At 69.2% G+C, this 18,179-nt stretch carries 18 protein-coding genes and 1 pseudogene; 10 read left to right on the top strand and 9 right to left on the bottom strand.

The window, feature by feature from the left end; all coding sequences use genetic code 11:
• Positions 1–242: 242 nt before the first annotated feature.
• From HNR30_RS13220 to HNR30_RS13200, 5 genes are all read left to right on the top strand, one after another.
• Entirely contained in the window at positions 243–1,049 is an 807-nt protein-coding gene (locus tag HNR30_RS13220; RefSeq protein WP_246378546.1) for a helix-turn-helix domain-containing protein, read from the top strand.
• A 64-nt stretch (positions 1,050–1,113) separates the two neighbouring features.
• Entirely contained in the window at positions 1,114–1,311 is a 198-nt protein-coding gene (locus tag HNR30_RS13215; RefSeq protein WP_312894383.1) for a DUF397 domain-containing protein, read from the top strand.
• Positions 1,312–1,456: 145 nt separating this feature from the next.
• Positions 1,457–2,536: a CapA family protein gene (locus HNR30_RS13210; RefSeq protein ID WP_181610136.1), complete on the top strand. Its 1,080-nt coding sequence runs from the start codon at positions 1,457–1,459 to the stop codon at positions 2,534–2,536.
• A 9-nt stretch (positions 2,537–2,545) separates the two neighbouring features.
• The gene (locus HNR30_RS13205) at positions 2,546–4,246 is read left to right on the top strand and encodes an SDR family oxidoreductase (RefSeq protein ID WP_181610135.1); all 1,701 of its coding nucleotides are present in this window, start codon (positions 2,546–2,548) and stop codon (positions 4,244–4,246) included.
• Between the two features lie 32 nt (positions 4,247–4,278).
• Positions 4,279–4,935 (top strand): TetR/AcrR family transcriptional regulator, encoded by a 657-nt coding sequence (locus HNR30_RS13200; RefSeq protein ID WP_312894382.1) that lies wholly within the window; start codon positions 4,279–4,281, stop codon positions 4,933–4,935.
• Here the strand turns inward: HNR30_RS13200 and HNR30_RS13195 are convergent.
• Positions 4,889–5,221 (bottom strand): hypothetical protein, encoded by a 333-nt coding sequence (locus HNR30_RS13195; RefSeq protein WP_181610134.1) that lies wholly within the window; start codon positions 5,219–5,221, stop codon positions 4,889–4,891. The genes HNR30_RS13200 and HNR30_RS13195 overlap by 47 nt on opposite strands.
• A 163-nt stretch (positions 5,222–5,384) precedes the next feature.
• Here HNR30_RS13195 and HNR30_RS13190 point away from each other — a divergent pair, with 163 nt between their 5' ends.
• On the top strand, positions 5,385–5,915 hold the full coding sequence (locus HNR30_RS13190) for a hypothetical protein (RefSeq protein ID WP_312894381.1): 531 nt from the start codon (positions 5,385–5,387) through the stop codon (positions 5,913–5,915).
• A 61-nt stretch (positions 5,916–5,976) separates the two neighbouring features.
• Here the strand turns inward: HNR30_RS13190 and HNR30_RS13185 are convergent, their stop codons facing one another.
• Positions 5,977–6,645 (bottom strand): hypothetical protein, encoded by a 669-nt coding sequence (locus HNR30_RS13185; protein WP_181610133.1) that lies wholly within the window; start codon positions 6,643–6,645, stop codon positions 5,977–5,979.
• Between the two features lie 172 nt (positions 6,646–6,817).
• On the opposite strand from HNR30_RS13185, the gene HNR30_RS13180 reads away from it, so the two are divergent.
• Complete coding sequence (locus tag HNR30_RS13180) at positions 6,818–7,762, top strand: LysR family transcriptional regulator (RefSeq protein ID WP_181610132.1); 945 nt, start codon at positions 6,818–6,820, stop codon at positions 7,760–7,762.
• Here the strand turns inward: HNR30_RS13180 and HNR30_RS13175 are convergent.
• Both HNR30_RS13175 and HNR30_RS13170 read right to left on the bottom strand, forming a co-directional pair.
• Complete coding sequence (locus HNR30_RS13175) at positions 7,750–8,781, bottom strand: protein kinase family protein (protein WP_181610131.1); 1,032 nt, start codon at positions 8,779–8,781, stop codon at positions 7,750–7,752. The genes HNR30_RS13180 and HNR30_RS13175 overlap by 13 nt on opposite strands.
• 5 nt (positions 8,782–8,786) lie before the next feature.
• Positions 8,787–9,731 (bottom strand): acyltransferase domain-containing protein, encoded by a 945-nt coding sequence (locus HNR30_RS13170; RefSeq protein ID WP_181610130.1) that lies wholly within the window; start codon positions 9,729–9,731, stop codon positions 8,787–8,789.
• Between the two features lie 2 nt (positions 9,732–9,733).
• Between HNR30_RS13170 and HNR30_RS13165 the strand changes: the two genes are divergently transcribed.
• Together HNR30_RS13165 and HNR30_RS13160 are read left to right on the top strand one after the other, a co-directional pair.
• On the top strand, positions 9,734–9,895 hold the full coding sequence (locus HNR30_RS13165) for a hypothetical protein (protein ID WP_181610129.1): 162 nt from the start codon (positions 9,734–9,736) through the stop codon (positions 9,893–9,895).
• A 12-nt stretch (positions 9,896–9,907) separates the two neighbouring features.
• Positions 9,908–10,267 carry a VOC family protein gene (locus HNR30_RS13160; RefSeq protein ID WP_181610128.1) on the top strand — a complete coding sequence of 120 codons (360 nt, stop codon included), beginning with the start codon at positions 9,908–9,910 and terminating at the stop codon, positions 10,265–10,267.
• A gap of 498 nt (positions 10,268–10,765) precedes the next feature.
• Here HNR30_RS13160 and clpB read toward each other — a convergent pair whose 3' ends face one another.
• The 5 genes and pseudogenes from clpB to dnaK all read right to left on the bottom strand — a co-directional run bounded on the left by clpB (position 10,766) and on the right by dnaK (position 17,340).
• A complete protein-coding gene (gene clpB, locus HNR30_RS13155; RefSeq protein WP_181610127.1) occupies positions 10,766–13,312 on the bottom strand; it encodes an ATP-dependent chaperone ClpB in 2,547 nt (848 codons plus the stop codon).
• Between the two features lie 31 nt (positions 13,313–13,343).
• Positions 13,344–13,667 (bottom strand): annotated as a pseudogene (locus HNR30_RS13150) (heat shock protein transcriptional repressor HspR); the annotation flags it as partial.
• Positions 13,668–13,705: 38 nt separating this feature from the next.
• On the bottom strand, positions 13,706–14,890 hold the full coding sequence (gene dnaJ / locus HNR30_RS13145; protein WP_181610125.1) for a molecular chaperone DnaJ: 1,185 nt from the start codon (positions 14,888–14,890) through the stop codon (positions 13,706–13,708).
• Between the two features lie 4 nt (positions 14,891–14,894).
• Complete coding sequence (gene grpE / locus HNR30_RS13140) at positions 14,895–15,473, bottom strand: nucleotide exchange factor GrpE (protein WP_181610124.1); 579 nt, start codon at positions 15,471–15,473, stop codon at positions 14,895–14,897.
• A gap of 1 nt (position 15,474) precedes the next feature.
• A complete protein-coding gene (dnaK, locus tag HNR30_RS13135; RefSeq protein WP_181610123.1) occupies positions 15,475–17,340 on the bottom strand; it encodes a molecular chaperone DnaK in 1,866 nt (621 codons plus the stop codon).
• A 134-nt stretch (positions 17,341–17,474) separates the two neighbouring features.
• On the opposite strand from dnaK, the gene HNR30_RS13130 reads away from it, so the two are divergent.
• Entirely contained in the window at positions 17,475–18,152 is a 678-nt protein-coding gene (locus HNR30_RS13130) for a Crp/Fnr family transcriptional regulator (protein WP_181610122.1), read from the top strand.
• Positions 18,153–18,179: the final 27 nt, after the last annotated feature.

Raw genomic sequence — 18,179 nt, 5'->3', positions numbered from 1 at the left:
GGAACGGCGCCTTTGCCGGGTGTGCTGGCCTCTGCGGCCTCTGACTGGATGGTCTCTCCGGAGGTCTGCCGCTGCAATAGGCCGAGCAATAGAAGATTTACATTTCTTCGTTTGTTGCTCCTCCTGTTGCCGTGCAACTTGCACGCTAAGATGTGGAGCACGGTCCACCTTCATGAAGGGCTACCCGGGTGTCACGCAAACCACCCAGCCCCACTGTCCGCCGGCTTCTGCTGGGACAGGAGTTGCGCACGCTCCGCGAGCGGCGCAAGATGACCGGTCGTGACGTCGCCAAGTCTCTTCGCTGGTCGGCGAGCAAGGTGAGTCGCATCGAATCCTCCACCACCATGCCGAGTGCTGATGACATTGAGGCATTGGCCGAACTGTTCGAGCTCAACGACGACAAGCTCGGCGAGCTCCTGAGCTTGCTGCGCGACGCCGACGAGCAGGGCTGGTGGGAGGAGTATGGAGACGCCCTGCCCCAGGAGTTCATCACTTTTCTGGGGCTGGAAGCGGAGGCCATCGAGCACCGCGGCTGGGAACCCCAGCTGGTGCCAGGTCTGCTGCAAACCGAGGACTACGCGCGGGAGGTCATCCAGTCCACCCGTGCGATCGCGCGCCTGACTCAAGGAGGGGTCAGGAGCCGGGTGGAAGCCAGAATGGACCGACAGCAGCGACTTTTGAAGTCGCCCGACCCGCCGCAGCTGCAGATGGTGCTCGACGAGTCAGTGCTGATCCGCCAGTTCGGCACGCCGAAGGTCATGCGTGAGCAGCTCGAATACTTGCTGGAGCAGTCTCTGCTTCCGCACGTGAGCGTGCAGGTCCTGTCGCTGGACGGCAAGCATCCCGTCAACACGGGAGCATTCGTCCATCTGATATTCAACGATCTCGACGATGCGGTCTACTTGGAGTCGCTGATGGCGGCCCGCTTCGTCGAAGGTCCAGAGCTTGTCGCCGTCTACGAGCTCGCCTTCGAGCACCTCAGGGCGACCGCCCTGTCGGAGGAAGCCAGCCGGAATCTGATCAAGCTCAAGCTCGAAATGTGGCGGTGACCGCCCCGAGGTGATGGTCACGGCAATGGGGCTGTGCCACGCCTCTTCCAGATAGGGAACGATCGTGATTCTCAAGACCGACTGGCGCAAGAGCCAGCGTTGCAGCGGTAACTCCTCGTGCGTCGAATTTGCGGAGCTTGCCAACGGCAACGTCGCGCTACGGGATAGCAAGCAGGACGATGGGCCTGTCCTGGTGTTTACTCCCGAGGAGTGGGAGAGCTTCGTCGCCGGGGTGCGCGACGGGGAGTTCGACCTGGTGTGAGTTCATCGGCCCACACCGCTCGCGTGTGGGCCGACATCTTGGAGATCCCGAATGTTCGCCATGAGGTGCATGTAACGACACAGGTGGCCCACTCTGGCATGCTCAATGCTGTCCCCTAGGCCCCCGACCCGGAAGTGCCCCCTCGATGAGAAGCCCCCGCGCGTTCGCGACGACGACGCTGGCCGTCGCCCTCACGCTTGCCGCTTGCTCCGCGGCCAAATCCGAGCCGGAGACCACCCTCACCGGCGGCACTCCCACCATCGGCCCGATCGAGCAGAAGACCGCCGCCGAACGACAGCCGTTCACCATCGCCTTCGGCGGCGACATCCACTTCGAAGGTGCTCTGCGCGGGCGGCTGAACAACCCGAAGACCGCGCTCGGGCCCATCTCCCGAGTCCTGTCGAGGGCCGACCTGGCGGTCGTCAACCTGGAGACCGCGATCACGACGGGCGGAACGCCCGCGCCGGGCAAGCAGTACACCTTCCGGGCCCCGGCCAGCGCGCTCACCGCGCTCAAGGCGGCCGGGGTCGACGTGGCCTCGCTGGCCAACAACCACGGCATGGACTACATGGAGAGCGGCCTGCGCGACACGCTCGCCTCGATCAAGAGGAGCAAGTTTCCCGTCATCGGCGTCGGCAAGGACGACGACGAGGCGTACAAGCCGTTCCGCGCCACCGTCAACGGTCACAGGGTGGCCGTCATCGGCGCCACCCAGGTGCTCGACGCGGAGTTCATCCAGTCGTGGACGGCAGGACCGGGCAAGGCGGGGCTGGCCAGCGCGAAGAACGAGGCGCGGCTGATCCAGGCGGTGCGCGAGGCGCGCAAGAACTCCGATACCGTGGTCGTCTTCCTGCACTGGGGCACCGAGTTGCAGGCCTGCCCGAATCCCGCGCAGTCGTCGCTGGCGCCCAAGCTGGCCAGGGCGGGCGCCGACGTGATCGTCGGCGGGCACGCCCACCAGCTGCTCGGCAGCGGCTACCTGGGCAAGGCCTACGTCAACTACGGCCTGGGCAACTTCGTCTTCTACAACTGGGGCCCCGTCACCGGCAAGACCGGCGTGCTGACGCTGACCATCGACGGGCGCAAGGTCGTGAAGGACGTCTGGACCCCCGCCACGATCCAGGCTCCCGGCCTTCCGGTGCCGCTGAGGGGCGCCGCCGCCAGGCAGGCGATCGCCGACTGGAAGTCGCTCCGCTCTTGCGCCGGGCTGTCCGCCAAACCTTAATGGTGGACCATGGGTCCCATAACCTCTGGTGACGTACGGCTCGCGCTGCAAGAGGAGGGCGACCCCGCTCGCCCCACGATCCTGCTGATCCACGGCTACCCCGACACGCGCCGGGTCTGGGACGAGGTGGCGGAGCGCCTGCGCGGCCGTTTCCACGTCGTTCGCTACGACGTGCGCGGCGCGGGCGAGTCCACCGCTCCGGCGGACCGCCGCCACTACACCTTCGACCATCTCGCCGCCGACCTCACCGCCGTCCTCGACGCGATCGGCAAGCCGCTGGTCCACCTCGTCGGCCACGACTGGGGCTCGATCCAGGGCTGGGAGGCGATCGGCCGCCCCGCCGTCGCCGAGCGCGTCGCGTCGTTCACCACGATCGGCGGCCCCGGCCTCGACCAGGCGGCCCACTTCATGCGGTACGGCACGCGCCGCGCCGCTCTCGGCCAGCTGGCCCGCTCCTGGTACATCGGCGCCTTCCGGATCCCCGTCGTGCCCGAGCTCGTCTGGAAGGTGCTCTCGCGCAGGCTCCTCGACGGCTCGATGAACCTGGTCGGCGACACGCCGCCGCGTCCGGGACACCCGGCGCGGACCCTGCCCGCCGACGCGAGCAACGGGCTCCAGCTCTACCGGCAGAACATGTTCGGCCGCCTGAGCAGGCCGCTGGACCCGGGTGTCCACGTGCCCGTGCAGCTCATCGAGGCGACCGGCGACATCTACGTCTCGCCCAGGCTGCTGGCCTCGCTGGAGCAGTGGGCGCCGGAGTTCTGGCATCGCAAGGTGGCCGCAGGTCACTGGGTACAGCGCAGCCACCCCGACGTGATCGCGCGCATGGTCGGCGAGTTCGTGCTGGCGATCGAGGGGGAACGGCCGGCCCGCGAGCTCAGGCGGGCGCGGCGCGACGACGCGCGCAAGCCGTACAGGGACACCCTGGTGGTGATCACGGGGGCGGGCAGCGGCATCGGGCGTGCCACGGCACGGGCCTTCGCCGCGCACGGCGCCGACGTGATCTGCGCCGACCTCGACCGCAAGGCCGCCGCCGAGACGGCCGAGGGCATCGAACGGGCCTACCCGGTCGCCGCGGTGTCGTACGAGCTCGACGTGTCCGACGCGAGCCGGATGGAGGATTTCGCCGGCTGGGTCCGCGAGCACCACGGCGTGCCCGACGTCGTCGTCAACAACGCCGGCGTCGCGGTCGCCGGACCGATCCTGGAGCACTCCCTCGACGACTGGCACCGCATCATCGACGTCAACCTGTGGGGCGTCGTCCACGGCTGCCGCCTGTTCGCCAAGCAGATGGTCGAGCGCGGCGAGGGCGGGCACATCGTCAACATCGCCTCGCTGGCCGCGTTCGCGCCCTCGCGGCTGCTGCCCGCCTACTCGGTCTCCAAGGCGGCGGTGAAGTCGCTCAGCGACGTGCTGCGGGCCGAGCTGGCGGGTCACGGCATCGGCGTGAGCGCGATCTGCCCGGGATTCGTCTCCACCAACATCGCCAGGAACGCCGTCTTCGTGGGCGCCCTGGACCGGAGGCCTGCCGTAAAGGCCCTGGAGCGCCGCTCGTATCCACCCGAGAGGGTCGCCGCCCACATCCTGCGTGCTGTCCACCGCAACGAGGCGGTCGTCCCCGTCAACGCCGAAGGCAAGATCGGCTATACGCTGTCGCGGATCTCGCCGGGAGCGATGCGCGCACTTGCGCGTGTACTGAGAAATCCGTGAATTGGTGACCAGATCGGGGGATGATGGGTCTCGTGTCCATCCCCCAGAACGGTCATGACGACTGTGACGATCCGACTCCGCTGCGTCGCCAGCCGACTCAGCGCCGTAGCGCCCGCAGGGTCGAGCGCATGCTCGACGCCTGCGCCGCGCTCCTGGACGAGATCGGTTACGAGGCGCTGTCCACCACGCGCATAGCCGAGCGCGCGGGCGTCGCCATCGGGTCGGTTTACCAGTTCTTCCCCGACAAGCGCGCCATCACCCAGGAGGTGACCAGGCGCAACGTCGAGCAGTTCGTCTCCCGCATCGGCGCCCGCTTCCTGGAAGAGGAATTCCGCGGCTGGTGGGACGCGGTGGACGCGATCATCGACGTCTACGTCGACATGCACCGCACCGTGCCCGGCTTCAAGAGCCTGCACTTCGGCGACGTGGTCGACCTGAACCTGCTCGACAGCGACTCCGACAACAACACCGTGATCGCCGGACGGCTACGCGGCCTGCTGCTCAAGGAGTACGGCCTGGCCGACAGCCACGAGCTCGACGTGGCGATCCTGGTGTCGGTCGAGGCCGGCGACGCCGTATTGAAACTGGCCTTCCGCCGCGACCCCGAGGGTGACCCCGAGATCATCGGCGCGGCCAAACAGCTCATTCGCGGGTTTCTGCCCCGGCAGCTGAGCCCCTTTCGGGGATGATCGGTTGGTGTGCCCGCTTCTTCGGCTTGAACTCCGGGGCGGGCACGAACGCCGCAGCGGGCGGCACCGTGGGCAGCGGCGAGGCCATCTCGCACGGCTGCGGCCAGGAAATCGTCCTCGTCATCGAGGCCTGACCACGCTGCAGGCGCAACTCCAGCGAGCGCAGTTGATGCTCGGCTGCTTCCACGGATTCCAGTCGGGCCGACAGGTAGCCGGCCGTACCGGGCACCACGGCAGCGGCCAGCACCGCCGCACAGGCCAGGGAGAAGGTCAGCTGCTTGCCCATCACTGCTCCCTCCGGTCGCGGTCATGCGAGGGCTTTATGCCCGGCGGCCTGGGATGACACGCGGAGGGTGAACAGCGTTGCACAAAACGTTGCCAAACCTAGGCAGAGCCGTACATCGCCAATGGCCAGTCAGGATCGCGGGTCGCTCGGTAGTCTCGGCGGTGTGGCGCATGTGACCCGTGAGCACCTTGATCGCCTGCTCGAGCAGGCCCTGCTGGCCGACGACCACGGCTCTCTGGCCAGGAGACTCGACGATCTCGCGCTGACCTACAACTCCGGTGACGTCTCCAGGGCGGCGATTCTCGTCCTGGCCGCGGAGGAGTGGCGGGCGGCCGGACAGCCGGCGCGAGCTCTCGACTGTTACCAGCGGGCCGTCGACGACGGTGGAGAAGCAGGCATCGACCCCAGAGCCGGCATCGCCGACACGCTGTTCGAGCTCGAACGGCCAGGCGAGGCGCGCGAAGTGATCGCGACGCTTCAGGCGGAGGGCGAGGTGAACGCTGTGACAGCGCACAGCATCGCCGAGACCCTCGCCGCCTACGGCGACCTGACCACCGGACACGAGTGGGCCACCCAGGCGGTGCTGGCCTGCGACGACGACGATCCGGAACACGTGGCCATGCTGCGCACGCGCTACCGGATCCGGCTCGATCTGGGGCTGCCGGAGGACGAGCTCGACGCCCTGATCTCATGAAGAAGGGGGACCCCGGCCGGGGTCCCCCTTCTTCATGGCCGCGCGGTCGGCTCGGTATCGGCTACTTGCCGAGGTCGAGACCGTCGAGCAGGCCGGTCAGGTCCTCCACGGCCTTCGGCTCGGTCAGCGGCACGTGGCCGGCCACGTCGGGCACCTGCGGCACGGTCCCGGTCACGGTCCCCTCGACCTGCCGCTTGACGCCGGTGACCGGCTCGATCAGCTCCATCGGAGGCTTGAGCGAGGTCGCCCCGGAGGCGTCCGGCAGCGCGGGCAGCGCCGGCCGCTTGTCGAGCGGCTGCGGCAGCGCGCTGACCGGCTCCGAAGGCAGGCCCGGCAGGTCAGGAAGCTCGGCCACCTGCGACACGCTCTCCAGGCCCGCGGGCACCCTCGCCGGCACCGCGGGCACCCCCGCGCCCGCCGCGACACCCGCCAGGTCGGCCAGGCTCAGCACCGCCGACGCCCTCGACAGGCCAGGCAGGCCCGCCCGCATCGCCAGTTCCTCCGCCGTCCCCATCACGGCGTTGTCGTCCGGCACGTTCATGCGCCAGCCGTACCCGCCCGCGGCCGCCAGCCCGGCGACGTTGTCGCAGACCGAGACCATGGAACTGGTCGACCTGAGCACGCCGCCCTTCTTCTTGCAGTCGTTCTCGGCGGCCGCGGCGGGCCCGGCGGCCATCCAGGTCACTCCCGCCGTCAACGCGGCAACTGCAAGGATGCTACGAAGTTTCACTGCACGTCCCCCTGATCGTGTTCGGCGATCTGACGAACGAGAAGCTAGTGGGGGTCCCGGAGGGCGCCGCGCGGCTTGGCGTAGTCCTTACCGTGTCGCGGGGCGGACCCAGCGGTCGGGTCCCCCTCCGTCCCCTTGGCTTGACGATCCCCGGCACAGCACAGGAGTTCCCGTGGTTTCCCTCCATCAGCTGCGCTGCTTCCTGGCGACGCTCGAACACGGCTCGTTCACGGCCGCCGCGGCCGCGCTCGGCTACGCCCAGCCGTCGATCGCCGACCAGGTGCGGCTGCTGGAGCAACACCTCGGCACCCCGCTGTTCCAGCGGGCGGGGCGCGGGGTGGTGGCGACGGAGGCCGCGACGGCCCTGCGGCCGCACGCGGTCGCCGCCCTGGCCTCCGTCGAGGAAGGTGTGCGCGCCGTCCGCTCGGTGCGCGACGTGCTCACCGGGACCGTGCGGTTCGGCATGTTCAACATCGCCCACTACTACCTGGGCGTCGAGCTGGTGTCCGACGTGCTCGAACGGTATCCGGGGGTGCGGCTGGAACTGTTCGGGCAGAACTCGGCGGCGGCCCTGGAGCGGCTGCGGCGGGGCGAGCTGGAGGCGGCGCTGATCGCCCGGCCGCCCGGCTACGACGGCCTCGTCGTCAACATGACCATGCACGACCAGCTCATCTACGTCAGCGCCGACCCCGAGCGGGTGCGGCGGCCCGTCACCGCCGAGCTGCTGGCCGCCGCCTCGCTGGTGCTGCCCGACGTGAGCTGGCGCAAGGAGGACTCCACCCGGCAACTGCTGGCACGCCGCCTGGCCGACGCCGGACAGGTGCTGAGCCCGCGCGTCGAGGTCGACAACGCCGAGATGGCGCTGCAGGTGGCGGCGACGGGACTGGCCGACACGGTGAGCCTGCGCGGAGTGCTGCACCGGCTGGCCGGGCGGGTTCCAGGACGGCTGTACTGGGCTCCACTGGAGCCCGCCATGGTCGAGGAGTTCGTCATCGTGCACCGGCCGGTGGGTGAGCTGTCGCCCGCCACCCGCGCGGTCGTGGAGCTGGCCGCGGCACGCATGCGGGCGCTGGAGGCGACGCTCTCCATGAGTACGGCCCTGCATCAGGCCGGGTAGGGGACCTGCCTGCTCTGCCGCTGGAACGCCCGGAAGAAGTCCGACATCACCGCGGCGATCGGCGCGTGACGAGCGATGATCGCCGCGGGCACGTCAGGGATGCCCGTGGGGCGCTCGCCGCCCGCGTAAGCCAGCACCCGCCGGTAGCGGCCCTCCCCGTCCGACCTCTCCAGCCCGTACAGGGCTGTGACCAGCCAGTCCACCCGATACTTGGAGGAGTACCAGCGGTCGTAGGTCTGGTGACGCTCCACGAAGGCGGCCTCCTGCGGCGACAGGGCGAACCCCGAGGAGATCGCGAGGCCGTAGTCGGCGAAGTAAAGACGCCTGCCGTCGGTCAGGATGTTCTCGAAGTGCGTGTCGAAGTGCAGCAGCCCGTGGCCGTTCATGAACGAGATCCCGGCGGCCAGCTCCCGCTCCACCATGGCGCAGGCACGGTCGGTGGCGTCGGCTCCCGCCCCGATCCGGGCGTCGAGCCACTGGAACAGGTTCTGCGGAATGTACTCCAGGAACAGCGCGATGCTCGCCGACGACTCCTGGAGCGCCTCGAGCCGGTGACGCACCCGCGCGCCGCCGCCCCAGTAGCCGACGGCCCGCTCGACGTCGGCCAGCTCCTCGGACACGGGTATCGAGCCCGGCAGCACACGCCAGTGATACATCAGCGGGAAACCGGGATACCTGCCCGCGAGCACCCAGTCCGTGGTCATGGTGTGCACGGCGAGCTCCCGCCAGGCGCCGAAACCGGGCGAGCCGACGACGCCGAGGCCGTAATGGCAGAACGCGGGCAGATCGAACAGGTTCGCCGTCGACCCGACGTGCTCGGGCCGCCGCTCCAGATCGGTGAGGGGGATCCGCTTCACGAAAACCGGAGTACCGGCGACCTGCAGCAGGGCGGACTGGCCGCCGATGCCGGACCCGAGCGGCACCGCCGTGTCCACAAGCTCGCGCAGCGCGCGGTCGCCGTACTGGCCCAAGGCCGCGCGGACGGCACCGTGGGCGGTCAGCCGCGCGCCGCGCGCCATCCCCATCAGATCGCGAACCGGCCGCGACGCCAGTACCAGTGACCCCCGGCCTTCAGGTGGTCGACGATCGCGCGCTGGAGCAGCGTACGGCGGGGCAGCCGGTCGAGCGGCGTGCTCAGGCTACGGAAGGCGAACCGCAGCACCTCGACGTCGCCGTCCAGGCCTTCCTGCTCCTCGTACGGCTCCAGCTCGAACCTCTGCTGGAAGCGCACGATGTTGGAGCCGGGCGGGAGGTAGTCCCGCAGCTGTGGGTCGAGCAGCCACGAGCCGCAGGAGAACGCCGAGTAGCGCTCGTCGGGGAAGTGACGCGGGAAGAAGGCGCGGGCCTCGTCGAGGGACGCGTCGACGGCCTCAGGGGTCAACGGCCCCGAGTCGGGGATGTGCAGGGCGATGGCGGTGTCGTCGCGCTGGTGCTGGAGGCGACCCAGCTCGTAGACGCCGCCGCGGGCGTGCAGCGTCAGCCAGGCCTGCATGACCGGCCAGCCCTCGCCGTTCATCCTCCGGTCGACCGCCAGGTTGCGGCCCAGGTCCGCGAGCGTCGCCCACGACACGGCCTCCGGGATGCCGTGGTCGCGGTGGTAGTCCATGACGACGCCGACCATGGCCAGGAAGCCGTACACGTAGAGATGCCGCCAGGCGAGACCGCGCTCGCGCGGCAGCTCCGGCCCCGGCGGCAGCCAGCCGTAGCCCCCGAGGTCGGCGCGCACCAGCGCCGTCGAACGATCGAGCAGCTGGCGCAACTCCGGCGTCCACAGGGGAGAGCCGGGGTCGGGCCAGGCCGCCATGATCTCGGCCGCGTCGTCGCGCGGGACGGCCAGACGGTCGAGGATCGCGGGCGCGTCGGCCTTGGCGGGCAGCGGAGCCGACGGGCCGTCGCCGGCAAGCCGGTGCACCCGTTCGACGTCCTCGACGGGCAACCCGAGCCGGGCGGCGATGTCGTCGGGGGTCACGGGTGGATTTTACTGTCCACGGGCTCGACGAGGGACAGGCCGACCCCTTCGAGGACGACGCGCCAGACCGGTACCTGCTGCAGATCTGGCCCGCGCAGGAGCACGAGGGAAGGATCGTCAAGAGCACCAGCCGCCGGCACCGGGCATGGGTCCAGGCGGGGTGAGATCGTTACTGCGTGAACTCCGTACAGATCACCACCGCCTTCCTGCCCGTCGCCGACCCGGCCGCCTCCGCCCGCTGGTACAGCGAGGCCCTCGGCTTCCAGGTCGTCTCCGTCGACGAGTGGAGCGCGGTGCTCCGGTGCGGCAGCGGGTCACCGACGCTGACGCTCATGGGACCCGCCAGCGGCATCGCCGCCGCCCCGGGGCTGGCCTGGGCGACATGCAACCTCGCCGTCGCCGACCTCGACCAGGCCAGGTCGGAGCTGGAGCGGCACGGGTGCGAGCCGGGGGACGTGGAGGGGTCTTACGAGGTGTGCCGGTTCTTCACGGCCAGTGACCTTGACGGGAACACGCTGCTGGTCACGGATCGGTAGGGCTTTGTCCTCGGCGGGGGCGGATCGGCTCCCGCAGGAGACGCACCGGCCACGCGGCAGGGCCCGCGGGCACGCTGCGGTCATTCGTGGTGTCACGACTCGCTGCGGTCATTCGTAGCGTCACGACTCGCCGGCTGATCGGGGCGGCGATGGTGCTGGCTTCCAGCGCGCGCCGACATCACACCTCCCGGTTCGCCGCCGACGCTCCACTTCCATGAACGCCTCCTTCAAGGCGGCACGCGTCACCCGCCCAGGAGACCACCCCCACCATGGGTTGCCCGGGCGGAGCCCGGGCCAAGGCAGGACGCCCGAGCGCGGAGCGCGAGGACGACAGAGCCGGGTGGGGTCCAAGCGGGTAACCCAGGAAACGCGTCACGGGTGGGCGGGGGGTGCCGGGGGGCGGAGCCCCCCGTGCGGGGTCCGGGGCGGGGCCCCGGTGTCACAGCCCCGACCACGCCACGGCGCGAAGCGCCCGCCGCCCAGGGAGGGACCGAGCCGTCAGGAGGTGCGTTGCACCACCAGCTCGTCATCGCCAAGGTCGACCACGACCTTGTCCCCGTCGACCACGTCCCCCGCCAGGATCGACTTGGCCAGCTTGTCCCCGATGGCCGACTGCACCAGCCGCCGTAGGGGTCGCGCGCCGTACAGGGGGTCGAAGCCGGTGAGCACCAGCCACTCCCTGGCCGCGGGTGTCACGTCGAGGGTGAGCCTGCGGTCCGACAGCCGGTGGGCGAGCCGGTCGACCTGGAGGTCGACGATGCGGCTGAGCTCCTCGGTGCCGAGCGCGTCGAAGAGGATGACGTCGTCGAGCCGGTTGAGGAATTCGGGCTTGAACGTTTTCCGTACGAGCGCCATGACCGCGTCGCGGTCGGGCAGGAGGGCGGAGCCGAGGTTGGAGGTGAGGATCAGGATGGTGTTGCGGAAGTCGACGGTGCGGCCCTGGCCGTCGGTGAGGCGGCCGTCGTCGAGGACCTGCAGCAGGATGTCGAAGACCTCGGGGTGGGCCTTCTCGACCTCGTCGAGCAGGACGACGGTGTAGGGCCGGCGGCGGACGGCTTCGGTGAGCTGGCCGCCCTCCTCGTAGCCGACGTAGCCGGGAGGGGCGCCGACGAGCCGGGCGACGCTGTGCTTCTCGGAGTATTCGCTCATGTCGATGCGGGTCATGGCCCGCTCGTCGTCGAAGAGGAATTCCGCCAGTGCCTTGGCCAGCTCGGTCTTGCCGACGCCGGTGGGGCCGAGGAAGAGGAAGCTGCCGGTGGGGCGGTCGGGGTCGGCGATGCCGGCGCGTGACCGCCGTACGGCGTCGGAGACGGCGCGCACGGCGTCGCGCTGGCCGATCAGCCGGCGGCCGAGCTCGTCTTCCATGCGCAGCAGCTTGGCGGTCTCGGCTTCCAGCAGCCTTCCTGCCGGGATGCCGGTCCAGGAGGAGATGACTTCGGCGATGTCGTCGGCGCCGACCTCCTCCTTGACCATCTGCTGCTCGGGTGTCTCCTGGGAGGCGGCTTCGAGTTCGCGCTCCAGGCGGGGGACCTCGTCGTAGAGCAGGCGGGAGGCTTCGCCGTAGTTGCCGTCGCGCTGGAATCGTTCGGCGTTGCTGCGCACCTCGTCGAGCTGCTTCTTGAGGTCGCCGACGCGGTTGAGTCCGGCCTTCTCGTGTTCCCACCGGCCCACGAGGGCGTTGAGCTCTTCCTGGCGGTCGGCCAGTTCGGCGCGCAGCCGTTCGAGCCGGCCAAGTGAGGCTTCGTCGGTTTCCTTGGCGAGCGCGAGCTCTTCCATTTTCATGCGGTCGACGTCGCGCTGGAGCTGGTCGATCTCCACGGGACGGGAGTCGATCTCCATGCGGAGCCGGGAGGCGGCCTCGTCGACGAGGTCGATGGCCTTGTCGGGCAGGAAGCGGTTGGTGATGTAGCGGTCGGACAGGGCCGCGGCGGCCACGAGGGCGCTGTCGGCGATCTGGACCTGGTGGTGGGCCTCGTAGCGGCCCTTGAGCCCGCGCAGGATGGCGATGGTGTCCTCGACGGTCGGCTCGCCGACGTAGACCTGCTGGAAGCGGCGCTCCAGGGCGGGGTCCTTCTCGATGCGCTCGCGGTATTCGTCGAGGGTGGTCGCGCCGATCATGCGTAGTTCGCCGCGGGCGAGCATGGGCTTGAGCATGTTGCCGGCGTCCATGGCGCCTTCCGCGGCGCCGGCGCCGACCACGGTGTGGAGTTCGTCGATGAAGGTGACGACCTGGCCGTCGCTCTCCTTGATCTCGGAGAGCACGGCCTTGAGCCGCTCCTCGAACTCGCCGCGGTACTTGGCGCCCGCGACCATGGCGCCCAGGTCGAGCGACATCAGGCGCTTGTTGCGCAGGGATTCGGGCACGTCGCCGGCGATGATGCGCTGGGCGAGGCCTTCGACGACGGCGGTCTTGCCCACGCCTGGCTCGCCGATGAGCACGGGGTTGTTCTTCGTACGGCGGGACAGCACCTGCACGACGCGGCGGATCTCGGAGTCGCGGCCGATGACCGGGTCGAGCTTGCCGGAGCGCGCCCGCTCGGTCAGGTCGACGGCGTACTTCTCGAGCGCCTTGTAGGTGTCTTCGGGCGTCTCGCTCGTGACGCGGGCGTTGCCGCGCACCTTCTCGAAGGCGTCGAGCAGGGCCTCGCGGGTGGCGCCCGCCTGCTTGAGCAGGTCGGCCACCTGGCCGCCGTCGGTGGCGAGTCCGACCAGGAGGTGTTCGGTGGAGACGTAGTCGTCTTCGAGTCGCTTGGCCTGGTGGGCGGCGGTGTTGATGACCGTCAGCAGCTGGCGGGAGGAGTTGGGGGCGCTCACGGTGGCGCCCTGCGCCTTGGGCAGGCCGGCGAGCAGCTGCTCGGTCTTGACCTTCAGGGCCTTCCAGTCGGCGCCGACGGCGTCGAGCAGGGGCACTGCCGTACCGCCTGTCTGACCCAGCAGCGCGGCGAGCAGGTGCGCGGGGGCGATCTCGGGGTTGCCCTCGGCCGCGGCCCTGCGCATGGCGACCGACAGGGCCTCCTGGCTCTTCTGGGTCAGCTTGTAGTCCATATGTTCACGCCCCCGGTGGCAGCTCGTATCTGATGAGCGCCTTGATCATCTGCATCTCGGCGCGTAGCCGGTGCACCTCCTCGCGGAGGCGCAGTCCTTCGTTCTCCAGCTCCAGGATCCGTTTGATCCCGGCCAGATTGATGCCCTCCTCCTGGGAGAGCCGTTGCACCTCGCGCAGCTGGAGGATGTCGCGGGTGGAGTACAGCCGCCCGCGTCCCGCGGTCCGCCCGGGGCTGACCAGCCCCAGGCGGTCGTACTGCCGCAGGGTCTGCGGGTGCAGACCGGAGAGCTGGGCCGCCACCGAGATCACATAGACGGGTGTGTCGTCGGAGAGATCGAAGTATCTGGCGTCCATGGCTCGGTTCCTTCGGTACGGCAGGCGGATGCCTGCTGCTACTCGCTTCTGGCCTTCTCGATCAGTTCCGCTCGCGGGTCGTCGCCCGCGGTGGCTTCGCGGAACTCGGTCAGGAGCTCGCGAGCCTTGTCGTCGAGGTGCTTGGGCACGACGACCTCGAAGGTGACCAGCAGGTCGCCCTTGGTGCCGTCCTTGCGTGCCACGCCGCGTCCGCGGACGCGCTGCACCTGGCCGTTGCGCGTGCCGGGCGCGATGCGCACGGTCACCGGCATGCCCTTGAGCGTCGGCACCTTGATCTCCGCGCCGAGGGCCGCCTCCGTGAAGGTGACGGGCACGGTGATCGTGAGGTTGTCGGCGTTCCTCCCGAACACGGGATGCGGCTTGACGTGGGTCAGGATGTAGAGGTCTCCGGCGGGCCCGCCGTTCTCGCCGGGCGCGCCCTTGGCCTTCAGCTTGACCCGCTTGCCGTCGTCGACCCCTGCCGGGATCCGCGCCTGGATGGTGCGGGTGCTCTTGGCCCGGCCGCTGCCCTCGCACACGGGGCAGGGGTCGTCGACCAGGAGTCCGCGGCCCTTGCAGTCGCGGCACGGCTCGGAGAAGGCGAAGTTGCCGAGGTTGCGGCTGGCCGCTCCGGTGCCTTCGCAGGTCGGACAGACCCGCGGGGTGGTGCCTGCCTTGGCGCCGGTGCCGGAGCAGGCGGCGCATCCTTGCGAGCTGGTGAGCCGGAGCGACACGGTGGTGCCCTGGACCGCCTCGGTGAAGGAGAGGGTCACCTCGGACTCGATGTCCTGCCCGCGCCGTGCCCTGGTGGCGCCGCCGGTGGTACGGCTGCCGCCACCGCCGCTGCCGCCGCGGTTGAAGATGCCGCCGAACAGGTCGCCTATCCGGTCGGATGTGCTGCCCTGCTGGTTGGAGCCGCCGAACAGGTCGCCGAAGTCGAAGGGGAATCCTCCGCCGCCGCCCGGCCGGGCGCCACCCACGCCCGACCCGAACAACGTGCGCGCCTCGTCGTACTCCTTGCGCCGTTTGGCGTCGGAGAGCACGTCGTAGGCCTCGGAGATCTCCTTGAACTTGGCCTCTTTCTCCGGGCTGCCCTGGTTGGCGTCGGGGTGGTTCTCCCTGGCCAGCTTCCGGTAGGCCTTCTTGATCTCGTCGGCCGAGGCGGACTTGGGCACACCAAGGACCTTGTAGTAGTCCTTCTCCAGGTAGTCCTTGGTGCTCATAACCTCATTCCTCGGTTTCTGGCTCTGCCACGGCGACGCGCGCCGGGCGCAAGATCCGCTCACCCATCCGGTAGCCCGGCTGGAGCACCTCGATGCAGGTCGGCTCGGTGACCTCCGACGAGTAGCTGTGCATCAGCGCCTCGTGGATGGTCGGGTCGAACGGGTCGCCCTTCTGGCCGTACGGCTCGAGCCCCAGTTTGGTGGCGGCCGACTCCAGGGATTCGGCCACCTTCGCGAAACCGCCGGTGAGCTCGCCGTGGTCGCGGGCCCTGCCGATGTCGTCGAGCACGGGAAGCAGTTCGGTGAGCACGCCCGCGACGGCCTGCTCCTTCACCGCGACCCGGTCACGCTCCACCCGGCGGCGGTAGTTGGTGTACTCCGCCTGGAGGCGCTGCAGGTCGGCGGTGCGCTCCAGGAGAAGGTCGGCCTCGGCGCCGCTGAGGATCTGGCTCCCAGCCTTGGCGGCGTCGTCTTCGGCGATCTCCTGCTCCGCGTCCTTGTGACGTGCCTCGCCCGTCTCCGGGTCGATCTTGCGGTTGTCGCGGATCACGGGTGCTTCCTCAGCTCCGTTTCCACTACTCACTTCACGCGTCCTTCTTCGGCTGCTCGTCGTCGACGATCTCGGCCTCGACCACGTCGTCGTCGGCCTTGGTCTGCTGGGGGCCGTCCTGCTCAGGGGCCTCCTGGCCGGCGGCGGAGCCCTGCGACTGGGCGTAGATCGCCGAGCCCATCTGCTGGCTGACCGTGGCGAGCTTCTCCGCGGAGTTGCGGATCGCGTCGATGTCGGTGCCCTCGAGGGCCTTCTTCACCGCGGCGAGCTCGTCGTTGACCTGCTGCTTGATGTCGTCCGGGATCTTGTCGTCGTTCTCGCGGACGAACTTCTCCGTCTGGTAGACGAGACCGTCGGCGTTGTTGCGGGTCTCGGCCTCCTCGCGGCGCTTGCGGTCCTCGTCGGCGTAGGACTCGGCCTCGCGCATCATGCGCTCGATGTCGTCCTTCGGCAGCGCGGAGCCGCCGGTGATGGTCATCGTCTGCTCCTTGCCGGTGCCGAGGTCCTTGGCGGAGACGTTGACGATGCCGTTGGCGTCGATGTCGAAGGTGACCTCGATCTGCGGGATGCCGCGCGGCGCCGGGGCGATGCCGGTCAGTTCGAAGGTGGCCAGCTTCTTGTTGTAGGCCGCGATCTCGCGCTCGCCCTGGTAGACCTGGATCTGCACCGACGGCTGGTTGTCCTCGGCCGTGGTGAAGACCTCGGAGCGCTTGGTCGGGATCGTGGTGTTGCGCTCGATGATCTTGGTGAAGATGCCGCCCTTGGTCTCGATGCCCAGCGACAGCGGGGTCACGTCGAGCAGCAGGACGTCCTTGACCTCACCCTTGAGCACGCCCGCCTGGAGTGCGGCGCCGATGGCGACGACCTCGTCGGGGTTGACGCCCTTGTTCGGCTCCTTGCCGCCGGTGAGCTCCTTGACCAGCTCGGAGACGGCGGGCATGCGGGTCGAGCCGCCGACGAGCACCACGTGGGCGATGTCGGAGACCTTGATGCCGGCGTCCTTGATGACCTGGTTGAACGGGCCCTTGGTCCGCTCGAGCAGGTCGGCGGTCAGGCGCTGGAACTCGCTGCGGGTGAGCTTCTCGTCGAGGTGGAGCGGGCCCTCGGAGCTGGCGGTGATGTAAGGCAGGTTGATGGAGGTCTCGCTCTGCGAGGACAGCTCGATCTTGGCCTTCTCCGAGGCCTCGCGCAGACGCTGCAGGGCCATCTTGTCCTTGGACAGGTCGACGCCGTGAGCGTTCTGGAAGCGCTTGACCAGCTCGTCGACGACGCGCTGGTCCCAGTCGTCGCCGCCCAGGTGGTTGTCGCCGGAGGTGGCCTTGACCTCGACGAAGCCGTGGCCGTCTTCGGAGCCGACGTCGAGCAGGGACACGTCGAAGGTGCCGCCGCCGAGGTCGAAGACCAGGATCGTCTGGTCCTTGTCCTTGTCGAGGCCGTAGGCCAGGGCCGCGGCGGTCGGCTCGTTGATGATGCGGAGCACGTTGAGGCCCGCGATCGTGCCGGCTTCCTTGGTGGCCTGGCGCTGGGCGTCGTTGAAGTAGGCCGGGACGGTGATCACCGCGTCGGCGATCTTCTCGCCCAGGTACGCCTCGGCGTCCTGCTTGAGCTTCTGCAGCACGAAGGCGCTGATCTGCTGGGGGGAGAACTTCTTGCCGTCGATCTCCTGGGACCAGTTGGTGCCCATCTCACGCTTGACCGAGCGGATCGTCCGGTCGACGTTGGTGACGGCCTGACGCTTGGCCACCTCACCGACGAGGACCTCGCCGTTCTTCGCGAAGGCGACGACGGACGGGGTCGTCCGCGAGCCCTGCGCGTTGGCGATGACAGTGGGCTCGCCGCCCTCGAGAATCGAGACGACGGAGTTGGTCGTCCCCAGGTCGATACCTACCGCACGTGCCATGAGTTCGTCCTTGTAGTCAAAGTTGAGTTGGCTGGACTCAACGTATGAATGCTTGGGGTCTTTGTCAAACGTCTTGAGCCTACTCGACTCAACCCTGAGAAGGGGATCGGGTATTCCCCTGAGATGGAGGTCCGATGGACGGAGAGTGGCCCCCCGGGAGCCTGCTCGGAAGGCTCGCGACCGCCGACCGTTCCGCACTGCTTGGGCTCGGCACTGTGGTCCGTTACCAGGCCGAGGAGCAGCTCCTGGTGGAAGGCGACACGGGCACCCACGTGCTGCTCCTGCGCGAAGGAGTCGTCAAGATCACGGCGGGCGACCAGTCCGCGTTACTCGCCATCAGGGTGAGAGGAGACCTGATCGGCGAGCTGTCAGCGGTCGATCCGTCGCCGCGCATCGCCACCGCGACGGCGACGGGCCCGGTGCTCGCCAACCGCATCAGCAGCCGCGACTTTCGTGTCTTCCTCGCGGCCCGCCCGGAGGCGTCGCTCGCGGTGAGCGGGGTCATCGGCGCCAAGCTACGGTCGGCGACGAGGCGGCGGATCGACTTCAGCGGTCACGACGTGCAGTCCAGGCTCGCCAGGGTCGTCGTCGAACTGATCGATCTGTACGGCAGGCAGGTCAAGGAGGGCGTCGAGATCACGGTGGCGCTCACCCAGCAGGAGCTCGCCGGCATCATCGGAGCCAAGGAGCCGTCGGTGCACAGGGCGCTGGCGGTGCTGCGGCGTGACGGTCTGATCGAGACGCGCTACCGGAACCTCGTCGTCCGGGACGAGAAAGAACTCAGACGGATCGCCAACATTTCCGTCATTTGATGAAATCTCTCGACCCATGGGCCTCTA

The sequence above is a fragment of the Nonomuraea soli genome, from assembly GCF_013761175.1.
Lineage (GTDB): Bacteria > Actinomycetota > Actinomycetes > Streptosporangiales > Streptosporangiaceae > Nonomuraea > Nonomuraea soli.
This window is presented reverse-complemented; position numbering and strand designations above follow the sequence as displayed.